The 10765-nt window shown below is 32.1% G+C and carries 13 protein-coding genes; 8 read left to right on the forward strand and 5 right to left on the reverse strand.

Annotation, left to right across the window (positions count from 1 at the left end):
* Positions 1-71: 71 nt before the first annotated feature.
* Positions 72-728 (reverse strand): MarR family transcriptional regulator, encoded by a 657-nt coding sequence (locus COL05_RS22580; RefSeq protein ID WP_098670218.1) that lies wholly within the window; start codon positions 726-728, stop codon positions 72-74.
* A 220-nt stretch (positions 729-948) separates the two neighbouring features.
* A complete protein-coding gene (locus tag COL05_RS22585; RefSeq protein WP_098670219.1) occupies positions 949-2418 on the reverse strand; it encodes a plasmid recombination protein in 1470 nt (489 codons plus the stop codon).
* Positions 2419-2909: 491 nt separating this feature from the next.
* Here COL05_RS22585 and COL05_RS22595 point away from each other — a divergent pair, with 491 nt between their 5' ends.
* Both COL05_RS22595 and COL05_RS22600 read left to right on the forward strand, forming a co-directional pair.
* A complete protein-coding gene (locus COL05_RS22595) occupies positions 2910-3110 on the forward strand; it encodes a hypothetical protein (protein ID WP_000342270.1) in 201 nt (66 codons plus the stop codon).
* 13 nt (positions 3111-3123) lie between these two features.
* Positions 3124-3576 carry a spore coat protein gene (locus COL05_RS22600; protein WP_000525985.1) on the forward strand — a complete coding sequence of 151 codons (453 nt, stop codon included), beginning with the start codon at positions 3124-3126 and terminating at the stop codon, positions 3574-3576.
* A gap of 97 nt (positions 3577-3673) precedes the next feature.
* On the opposite strand, the gene COL05_RS22605 is transcribed toward COL05_RS22600, so the two are convergent.
* Complete coding sequence (locus tag COL05_RS22605; RefSeq protein ID WP_098670220.1) at positions 3674-4408, reverse strand: hypothetical protein; 735 nt, start codon at positions 4406-4408, stop codon at positions 3674-3676.
* Between the two features lie 828 nt (positions 4409-5236).
* Between COL05_RS22605 and COL05_RS22610 the strand changes: the two genes are divergently transcribed.
* On the forward strand, positions 5237-5935 hold the full coding sequence (locus COL05_RS22610; protein ID WP_098670221.1) for a CsxC family protein: 699 nt from the start codon (positions 5237-5239) through the stop codon (positions 5933-5935).
* Between the two features lie 247 nt (positions 5936-6182).
* On the opposite strand, the gene COL05_RS22615 is transcribed toward COL05_RS22610, so the two are convergent.
* Positions 6183-6680, reverse strand: coding sequence for a DUF3967 domain-containing protein (locus COL05_RS22615; protein WP_098670222.1), 498 nt, complete (start codon positions 6678-6680; stop codon positions 6183-6185).
* A 404-nt stretch (positions 6681-7084) separates the two neighbouring features.
* Between COL05_RS22615 and COL05_RS22620 the strand changes: the two genes are divergently transcribed.
* Positions 7085-7855 carry a CsxC family protein gene (locus COL05_RS22620; RefSeq protein WP_098670223.1) on the forward strand — a complete coding sequence of 257 codons (771 nt, stop codon included), beginning with the start codon at positions 7085-7087 and terminating at the stop codon, positions 7853-7855.
* A gap of 174 nt (positions 7856-8029) precedes the next feature.
* Here COL05_RS22620 and COL05_RS31495 read toward each other — a convergent pair whose 3' ends face one another.
* The gene (locus COL05_RS31495) at positions 8030-8254 is read right to left on the reverse strand and encodes a hypothetical protein (protein WP_180233477.1); all 225 of its coding nucleotides are present in this window, start codon (positions 8252-8254) and stop codon (positions 8030-8032) included.
* Positions 8255-8443: 189 nt separating this feature from the next.
* Here COL05_RS31495 and COL05_RS22625 point away from each other — a divergent pair, with 189 nt between their 5' ends.
* The 4 genes from COL05_RS22625 (at position 8444) to COL05_RS22640 (ending at position 10587) form a co-directional block, all read left to right on the forward strand.
* On the forward strand, positions 8444-9103 hold the full coding sequence (locus COL05_RS22625) for a DUF3967 domain-containing protein (RefSeq protein WP_098670224.1): 660 nt from the start codon (positions 8444-8446) through the stop codon (positions 9101-9103).
* Positions 9104-9398: 295 nt separating this feature from the next.
* Positions 9399-9578 carry a DUF4083 family protein gene (locus COL05_RS22630; RefSeq protein WP_098431057.1) on the forward strand — a complete coding sequence of 60 codons (180 nt, stop codon included), beginning with the start codon at positions 9399-9401 and terminating at the stop codon, positions 9576-9578.
* 52 nt (positions 9579-9630) lie between these two features.
* Positions 9631-10239 carry a uridine kinase family protein gene (locus COL05_RS22635; RefSeq protein ID WP_098670225.1) on the forward strand — a complete coding sequence of 203 codons (609 nt, stop codon included), beginning with the start codon at positions 9631-9633 and terminating at the stop codon, positions 10237-10239.
* A 171-nt stretch (positions 10240-10410) separates the two neighbouring features.
* A complete protein-coding gene (locus COL05_RS22640) occupies positions 10411-10587 on the forward strand; it encodes a hypothetical protein (RefSeq protein WP_257152591.1) in 177 nt (58 codons plus the stop codon).
* Positions 10588-10765 lie beyond the last annotated feature (178 nt).

Genomic DNA, 10765 nt, shown 5'->3' on the forward strand with positions numbered 1-10765 from the left:
GTTAATTTTTTTTAACACCTAAAAAATAGAAAATCCTAAATAAAAAAAGATGTCAATATAAAAATTGACATCTAAAATAAATAAATTGGTAGTTTATGTTTTTTCTTATTACCTTCGATTTTGATATTACGTAATGCCTTTGAAAAAATTTGTTGAGTCGCTCTATCAATATCATCTTTAGGTGAATTACATAATATATTAGGATTAACAAACCAAGTTCTTGCTGAACAAGCCCTTCCATCTTCAGTTATTACACCTGTTTCTGCAACTCCTAAAACCCCTTTTTCAAGCAATTCATTCATCATTTTTGAAATAGAAGTCCTTGTTTTTCCTAATTTCTTAGCCAAATAACTAGGAGACGCTGTATTCGGTTTTATATCATCATTTTCATTTTTTTCAACAATAACATTTGATTTAAATTCTAGAAATCTTGAAATATCAAATAAAAATGCTTTTTCTGGTTGAGTTAAATAACCAATTTCACATAAATAATCAATATTCTCTGTAATCATTTGAACAAATCTCACCCGATCTGTAGGTTTTTTCTTTTTACCAATAAAATACTCTTCTCCACCAGACATTTTACTTAATACTTGCAGCATAATGACTCTTTCTTCTTCAGAAAGTCCACCACTACCTTCAAGTTTTTCATAAATGCTATTAATTTTACTATCTCTTTCTTTTGCCTTTTTTTCAGCTTGTCCAAAATCAATAATTTTTTTTGTCATATCTAGGTTAATTCCTCCTTAATTGAGGGAATCAACAAAAACACCTATTTTTTACTATTTGATTATAAATCAAATTATGATAATCTATAATCAGATAAATGAAGTTTAGGTATTTTCGTAGAATACCCTATGAAAAGAGTCATGTTCCCGCATGGCTCTTTTTTTCATTCTATCACGTTTTCAATAACCTTAAAGATAAAAACAAAGTTTCCGTACTATTTTACCGCTCCATGTCCAATCCACGATGTCTATTCATTTCTTTTTTATGCTCACGTTCAAATTGATTATCTATTCCTTTGCTACTCAATTCATTTTTAACAATCCCTCTAAATGCCTTAAATTGCTCTTTAAAAACTTTTTTTGTTTGTACATACAAAACTCTTATATTTGCCTGCAGACCCTTTATATGAGCTTTTAATGAGCTAATTTCTCTATTTAATAGGCCAACCTCTTTTTGCAACTGACCTTTTTCTTGTTTCAATGTTCGATTTTCTTTCATCCAACCTTCTGCAGTCATTTTTAAACTTTCATACTCTTTCACAAAGTCTGTTTCTCTCAAACGCCCATAATCCTTTTTGATAGTGACCGCTGCATTCACTTGTTTTGTTAATTCTTGATATTGTTCTGGTGATAACACATAATTTCCAGTCTTTTTCTTCGTAACTTCAGCTTTCCCAAACGTTTTATTATTCTGTACTTCTGTTATTACTTCTTTACGCAAAAATGGAATTTTAATAGGTTCATTTGGCACTTGATCTGTAGCACTATCTAATTCTTTCTGCATTTGTTCTACTCTTTTTTCTAACTCTATATGACGCTGGCCAATTAGCTGCAGCTTTTCGTTTTCACTCTCTACTTGTTGTTTCACTGTCTCTAGTTCTTTTTGTTTATCAATTACATCACTTTCCAAACTACTTTTCATTACTTGTAATTCTTTTGTTTTTTCTTCAACATTTTTCAAATCATAATCAATCGTTTGTAATTCTGTTTCTTTTTCTTGTACTTGATTTTCAATGGTTGACTTCGCTTCTGCATATTCTTTGTATTGACGGACTTTCATGTACTTATGAGAACCTACATTAGCACGTTCAAAATTCGGAATGTATTCTTTCGCTAATTGCTCAATATAAGCTGTTTCCGCTTCTCTCCAATGAGCAATTAACTGTCTTCCCTTTCCTTCGACACCTTGTTGCTGCAATGCTCTATCCATTCCGACACGCCTCGTTAATCCTCGACTACTTTCGAAATTTGGTACGTAGTTAATATGTAAATGCGGATTCGCTTCATCATCATGTAAAACCATGTTATAAACTGCTAGATTAGGATTTCGCTCTTGAAACGCCTCAGCATACTGTTTTAATGCTTCCTTTTTGGCTTCCCTATATTTCGAGTTATCTTTCCCTTCCCCGATCGCTACTACTAATTCTCGTTGCTCATGCGTCTTATCGTCTTTATATATTTTGTCATAGTAATCATCAATTTTACGGTCATTCCGTTTTTGTTTCTCGTTATATTTGTCCACCGCTTCTTGAAAGATATCCTTGTATACACTTCGGATATCCTTTTGAACAAAATAAATATTCTCATGTAACCTGGATGGATCAATGCCAGGATTCCCATGAATATTTTCTCTGTTATTATGACTTAATGAACTTTGGTGGGATTGATTAAATGAGATAGAACCCAACATAAAGTGCCACCACTTTCCCTAGATTAATTGATACCATCAGTCTAGCAAAGCGACGAAATGATGTCAATTAACGTAACCCTATACTTATTTTGACACTAACGTATCAAAATCGATAGGGGTCTGCGACGCTTTTCGGCTTCGCCGATCCATGCAAAGCATGGAAAAAAACTCGGACTTTGTCCGAACCTACAAGGGGAACCCTTCCCCTTGACCCCATCAATCGAACTCCCCAACCCCTCAATCCTTGAGGGACTCCCTCGCCGGTTGGCAGGAACAAACAGTAGTTTGTTCAATGCCAAGAGGGTTTGGGTATAGTGCAGTTGGTCAAGTCAAATACTCCCTTTGCTTCGCTAGGTCCGTTTCGATTGACCAACATCAACATTTTAATTTTTTTAAGGTTTGTCCATAACTTTTATAAATATTTTCATATGCTATTAGTGAATCTATAAAACTTTACTATACATCTTAATTTTTAGGAGTTGATAACTAAAATGGATGATTTAAACAAACTATCTTCTTTTAAATTTGATAAGGATCAAAAAAGTGTACTATTAGATCTTTTACTCTCAGATATTTTAAAGAGACATGAAATAAAAGAAGATAAATTTAAAAATTTATCGCCAGAAAAAAAACAACAAATTAAAAGTATAGTTTCGGAAATCCAATCTCAAATTAATAATTTTTTAGACTAAAAGGAGCGATTTTATGGGAAATGCATGGAGTGCAAAGAGAAACAAACAGTGGAGTGCATTAGATTCTTCTAATTGTCATCCATCTTTTAATGATGCTAACGTTTCAGAAGCAGCTGCACAGGAAAGTAAAACTTATCAAATTTCTGAAGAATATATATCAATTGTTGATTCAGCAGATGTACAAGTTACTACTACAGATACAAAGGCAGCATTATCTATTCAAGCAGCGTTACAAGCTGCAATTGTAGTTATTTTAAGTATTTCTATAGCAGATAGTGAGAAAGCTGATCGAGTAACTCAAGAATTGTTACAAAAATCATCTGTTAAACAAATTAATAGACAAAAAACCTTTATTAACAACTCTAGAAATGTTACCGTTACGACTACTGATACAGATATAGCAGTAAATGTTCAAATTCTTATCCAACTTTTATTAGCAATATTAGTGAAACTAAATATTTTATAGAACAGTTTTTTTAAGAAATAGTTTATAAATAAAAAAGAGAAAGATTTTTATAATCCTTCTCTTTTTTTATAATAAAAACTACAAATACATCAATACATTAAAAATTTTGTGAGCATGCAGTTGAAGTACAAGGTCCACCAGTAGGTTGGAATACAACATTATCAACAAAAGCTGTTGCGCCTTGCCCTGGAGGTGGCTCAATATTTTGGAAAGAAATACATGCCTCTGTGACACCAGCAGGGATACAAACAACAAGAGTATAACTTTGGAAATTAGACTGTGGTTGTGTATTAACTGGTACAATATGTGGAATATTTGATGATCCAAGTGTTGTAAAAGCAGGAGGACATCCCTGTCCAAGCTCTGGAAACGATACAGCAGCGACAAGAAATGCCCCGTCTCTTACATCGGCAGCAAAAGAAAGCGTATAACAACATCCTTCCTCAACATCAACGAGTTGAGTCAAGCTTCCGCCTGGTCCAATTGCCGCAGCTAAAAGACTAAACACATCATTCGGAAGAAAACGACCACTGTGAACATTTGGTGTACCTACTTCTGCAACATTCCCTGTTTGAACCCACCCTGGTACAGTATCACCTGCCACACCTGGGAAGTCAAATCCAGGATTGTCAAGAAGATTTGTACATGGACAACACCCTACCGCAGTTGGTCCTGTTGGTCCTGTTGGTCCTGTCGGTCCTGTTGGTCCTGTCGGTCCCGTTGGTCCTGTCGGTCCTGTTGGTCCTGTCGGTCCAACTTCAATTGGAGGTACAGGGGGAAGGAAACGATCACACCTATCCTTGTGATTACAATTTCTTTTAAATTCTTTCATTTTTACACCAACCTTATCTTTTACCCACTTACACCCTATAATTTATTAATTAGTAAACTAATAAGTATAAGAAAAAAACCTAAAAAGTAAAAATAAATATAAAGAACAAGTCCTTATGTAACAGATATAAACCTATTTAATAATATATAAAGAACCTAGATTCACTCCAAATAATCTTCGATATTTATAAAATAAAGCGTTCCTTTCTAAAATTAAGATTTGCTTTAGGTATAGCAGTCTAAACTAAACTAAGTGAAATAATTAATAAGTCTAAATACCAGTGTTTGTTATAGAGGTTCCTGTTTCTCCTGTTGGACCTGTTAGTAAAGGTGAACGAAAAAATAGATGACAGTGTTGAATAAATTAAAGCTTGTTCAACAACAGCTCCACATAAAACAATATTTTCTTCGTTCATACGATCACCTCCTATGGCTACTTTTCATAGGAGGTGATTAGCTGTGGTTTTAACCAAAACTATGTTGTAAATGCTCATAGCATTGTATGTTAGATTTCAATTGTAAGTTCCAATGTAAACTTCTAAATATTAGTTTACATTCATATCATCTATTTGATTGACTTTATTACAATTTATAATTTTTCTCCAAAATCACTATCAAAAGTATACATTTAAAATGATATGAATAAATTGGAAAACTCAAACACACAAAAATCATATCTCTCTTTTTCATAATAACTTCACATCTATTTATCCGTATGTAATATTAATTGATTTTATAGATACGAATAACATAAATGAAAAAAAATTAATACATTGGCATTGAACAGTTTTAAAAATCTAAAGTAATTTCAAAAAGGAGACTAAATAAGATGAGTGAACAACATCCAATTAATACATCATGTCAGGTGATAGGACAAACTCAAACACAATTAAGTAATAAAATTGAAGCACCAATTATTACTACAGAAGCACCAATTGTACAAATGCCAGTTGTATTAACTGAAAGAACAATTCAAATTGTTGTAGAATCCAATATTTCATTAGATCCTCCAGCAATTGAAATTAAACGTATCATAAAAAACGACGTATATTTGAAACAATGTAATTTAGTTCCTCTAGCATTTACCCCAATACCAGGTACAAATTACCGCCTAGTTACAAAAGCTAAATTATTTTTCCAAGGATATATTCGTAAAAATATTGAATATGTAAATGATGAATATAATAGAGTTATATATAATTGTATTGTAAATGTTCCATTTTCTAATTCTATAGATCTATTAGAAGATGATTTTCTATCTTTAGCTTTAATAGCTGGTTCCTCAGATACTACATCTCATTTTATTAATCCTAAAAACGGTGATTTACCACATTCAGAAAAATATCCCTTCGAAAATACAATTTTTTATAACAAACAACCATATTGCGAATTAGTTAGTACTCAATTTGTTGGATTAGACTTTTCCCCTTGTCTAACCGACTTAAACGAACCATTTGATACTCTCCATGAAAGAATGGTATTAAACCTTACTTTAAAAGTTTTACAGATACAACAAGTACAAATTTAAAACAAAAAAACTTCTTATTTTTCAAAATCAACCTACTTTAAAAGAACACCAATGCCCATTGATGTTCTTTTAAAAGAGACTATAAAATGAAATGAAATAAGTGAGTGAAACCTATTCTAATACTACAATATATGTTTGACTAACATTTATAGTGCTAAAAATCTAATATCATTATTAATAATAGACAAAAAACTCACTTCTTATCTTTTTTCAAATAAAAAAAGTCTTTTTATCATTAGATTTTAATTTATTTACCAAACAGGTCACTCCAAAATAACTTCTTCTGTTCTAAAGCTGCTATTAGACGACTACTATCCTGTATTTCCCTTAATATCTGCATTATTTGAACATCTCTTTGTGCTTCTCTTATTATGTGTTGAACATCTGTTTCCTGTAAAAGTTTACTTTGTTGATCAAATCTTTGAATCAACTCTAAACTAAGTTGTTCCAATCGTTTTATACGTTCTACCAATGTTTTTATGTCTTCGGTAATTGCTACTTCATTTTTTGTAACACTTATCATTGCTAGATTTACAGCCTGATCTAACCTTAAATTTTCCTTTCTCATAGCAAGTATTAGCCGTTCTATAGTTGCTACATCATTATCATAAAAAATCCTAGAATTATTGTTACCCCGCTCGAAAGAATACCCAGCTTTCTCCAGAGCAAAACAATATTTACGCAAAGTACTTGAGCCAATCCTTAATTTCTTAGCTACCTCAGCCCCCCAATAAGTTTGAGACATATTTTATTCTCCCTCTGTTCTAAGCTGTTTTTCAATTGATATTTAGTGTTTTTCTTCTAAAAAAGGTGTTACCTTCTATAACTATCAATTTTATTAAAAAAAGAAAAAAACCTATTAGTAGATTTTCTTTTCAAAGAAGATTTCTATATAAACGTAAACAAGTACAACAGTACTCAACTCACATATAATTTATGTTTGTTTATTCAAGATGGTTCAATATTTAGACGAAAATACATACTAAACAAAGACTAGCATAAAAAATCTTGATTTTATTAATCTAATTTAGCCTTTATATCTTAAAATAAGAAAAATAACTATTATACAGGCCCTCACACAAATGGATATATTAAATATCATGTTTAAGTAGATAGCTTTAAATATAAAATAAACGGGGGTCATTTTAATTGAATAAACCTGAGTACAACAATGACAATCACAACAAAGATTGTAGAGTTAAATCAGAAACACGAACTCCACTGAGCGATACTGATGTAACACCTGTTCTTGCAACAAATCCAAGAGTTAAAATTCCAGTTGTATTAGCAGAAAGAACACTTCAAATTGTAGTAGAAGCAGATATTCCACTTTGTCCACCAGCAGTAGAAATTAAAAGAGTGTTAAAAGATGTGTTTTTAACACAATGTAAACTAGTTCCTGTTGACTATACACCAATTAATGAAACAGGATATTTAGAAGTAACAAGAGCTAAATTATTTGTAGAAGGTTATATTCGTAAAAACATTGAATATGCAGGTTATGATTGCAATGGCGTAATTTATGATAAAATTGCAAAAGTGCATTTCTCTGGTTTTGCTGAATTAGCTGATGATGATTTTCTTTCTACACCAATTATAGCTTTCTCTTCAGAAAGCAAAGCTCGTTTCATTAATCCAAAAAATACTGATATTCCTCGTCTAGACAAATACTTCTTTGAAAATAATGTTTTCTATAATGAACAACCATATTGTGAATTAATCAGTGCAGAATTTTATGAGCTTGACTATGCACCATGTCATAGTGATCATGATAGTCATGGTGAAGGCTCATGTGAAAGAACACATTCAGAAAAAGCATTTGACAAATTACGTGAAAAAATCGTTCTTGATTTGACTTTAAAAGTATTACAAACTCAACAAGTTCAACTCGGAGCGCCTACAAGAGGATTTAACTGCTAATTAAAAATGTTCATAGACTAAAAAGAAAGAAGAATCCTAAAAAATTCTTCTTTCTTTTTTTATATATTTAAAAATTCATTTATTAAACAAAGCGACTTCAAAATATAACAAATAAATCAAAACATAAATCCATACCTACGAAAAAGAAAAGGCACTCATTTGAGTGCCTTTTCTCTATTTATCTAACCATGTCATAGGAACTTTTTGCTCCCCTAATATTTCGAATTTAATCTCTCCATTTTCATAATATACTCGATTTATAATTGGTATAGTTTCCATTTCATTTTCTTTTTCACTTTTATATTGATATTTTGTTTTTATACAAATAATATTCATCAGATATTCCTCCATTTTACCCACAATTTTATCCACAACAAAAAAAGAATACTTTTTTCTCACAATTGTAAATGTATTCTCATCTTCCCCATTTATTCTTCTAATTTTGTAATTAAAATCACGAATTAACCCTTAAAATATGATCTAACCTATATTACCAATAAATTTTATATTTCAAAGGTATTTCATTTTATCATGTATAATATATTTTCAGAAACGTCAATTGGAACGCGAAAAGGAGCGTGAGGAACGATGTCTGATGGAACGCGGAACGGTATACAATCCAATCCACTTCCCGCCTTCCTAACTAAGGAAGTAGCAGAAATTTTAAGTATTAGCGAAAGCTATTTACGTAAATGGTGTTTAGAGTTAGAAAAACACGAATACACCTTTATAAAAGTTCGTGATCCTAAAAGTAATCGTGAGTATCGAACCTTTACTTCAAAGGATATAAAAGCTTTGAAACAATTTCAAACACTTATGAAAGATGCCGGATATAACAAGGTGGATGCTGCAAAAACTGTAGCAATAAATATAAATAATGAAAATTGGAACACGAGTGGAACGTCCCATGATCCAATGGATTCCCCAACTTTGCTTATTACAAGAGATAAAGAAATATTGGAACGCGAAAACAATACTAATTTATTACGTGAACTGTTACATGAGGAACGCGAAGAACGCGAAGAAATAACAAAAGAACTTGAATCCATAAAAGAAGAACTACGACGAACTCAAGAAGAATTTCAAACATTGAGAGACGATATACAAATATACAAAAAATACCATGAACAATTGTTACAAGAAAGAGATGAACAACTACTACATAACATACAATCTATTCAAGAGACTAAACAACTAGTTGCTCCTACTATAGAAAAAAAACAACATTGGTGGAAATTCTGGAAATAAAAAAGCTTTGCTTATATGCAAAGGCTTTTTTATACATAATTTTATACAAATTGTTGTACTAATACAGGACATTCATAAGCCTGAAAAATCTCAGTATCTCTACAATGTATAAAAAGATGCATAGAAAAATAAAACAGGACAAAGAGAAATCCCTGCTATAAAGCGGATCCCCCCTTGTCCTTGCTACCGATAATAGGACGTTATGTTAACCAGACATGTATAGAATATACAACTAAAATCAAACAACATATCAATTTTTAAAATGGTAAAATAGGGAAAAAGGAGGTTCTAAATAATGCCTTTAGAAAACTCTATTTATTACATAGTGGTTACTATTATTTTAATAATCATCGGTGCACTGTTTGGTGGGATTATACGTATAATTCGGCATACCAGCAATCGCAAAAAGCAAGATCCAGTTGAGCAAAAGTTAGATAGGGTTATTCAACTGTTAGAAAAACAAAACAAAGATTGACCCTCCCTCCAAACAGGAGGGGTTTGCTGTAATAAACAATAGGAGGAGAGATATGAATTTTTCTTCAAATAATAATCAGGTGTGCACCTTTAGTGACCTATTGGACACACTTGAAAAGTTGCCTAAAAAGCAAGAGACGATTCTTGTTGGAATTGATGGATGCGGAGGTTCAGGAAAGAGTACATTTGCTAATACATTACAGACCATAAAACCCACTGTAACAATTGTTCATATGGATGATTTTTATTTTCCTTCTCCCCAAATCTTAAAAGGAAGTCCTGATTCTAAACCCATCGGGGCTGATTTTGATTGGAATCGCTTATTAAAACAAGTCATTCACCCTCTTAGTCAAAACCAAGATGGTTATTATCAACGTTACGATTGGAATATAGATAAATTGGCAGAATGGCACTTAGTTCCTACTGGTGGGATTGTTATAATTGAGGGTGTTTACGCCCTTCGTAAAGAACTTGAACATACATATGATTTTAAAATTTGGGTGGATTGTCCTCGCGAAATTCGACTTGCAAGAGGTATTGAAAGAGATGGAGAAGCAGCTCGTGATATATGGGAACATAATTGGATGATTTCAGAGGATATTTATGTAAGAAAACATAGACCTGATGAAAAAGCAAACCTTGTCATAAACGGGACAACATAAATCCTATGCAACTTCCGCTTTTCGGTAATTATGTAAATAAGCTGTCCATACGGACGGCTTATTTTTTGTTTAGCGTGATTTGGCCCTTGTTTTTTGGTCTACCCTTTGCTTTTTGGCTAGAGTGCTGGCTCGTCGTGTGGGGGCGAAACCCCACGTATTACGTATCTATTTTTGAATAAGAACTATTTTAGAACGATTGATCGAAGCGGTTCGGCTCGTATACTTACTAGTCCAAGTCGAGAACCATTGCTTTGCTTTTTGTCTGTCGGCTTGGCGAGAAAAGCACACGAGCCGAAAAAAGTTTTGCAAGGACATCATAAAAAAGAAAAGACAATAGTCTTTAGGTGAGGATCAACGAACCGACTTTTTTATGATGAAGGTGGAGATTTTTGAGCGTTGTTTGCTCAAAAATACTACCTGTTCCTTGCGGAACTTTTAGCCCTATATATAAGAGTGAGAAGAGCAAAGTAAAGAAAGTCAGTAATATCAAGGGTTTATAAGACATGAGGTGTTAAAAAAAATTAAC

Source organism: Bacillus sp. AFS059628, assembly GCF_002571225.1.
Classification (GTDB): Bacteria; Bacillota; Bacilli; order Bacillales; family Bacillaceae_G; genus Bacillus_A.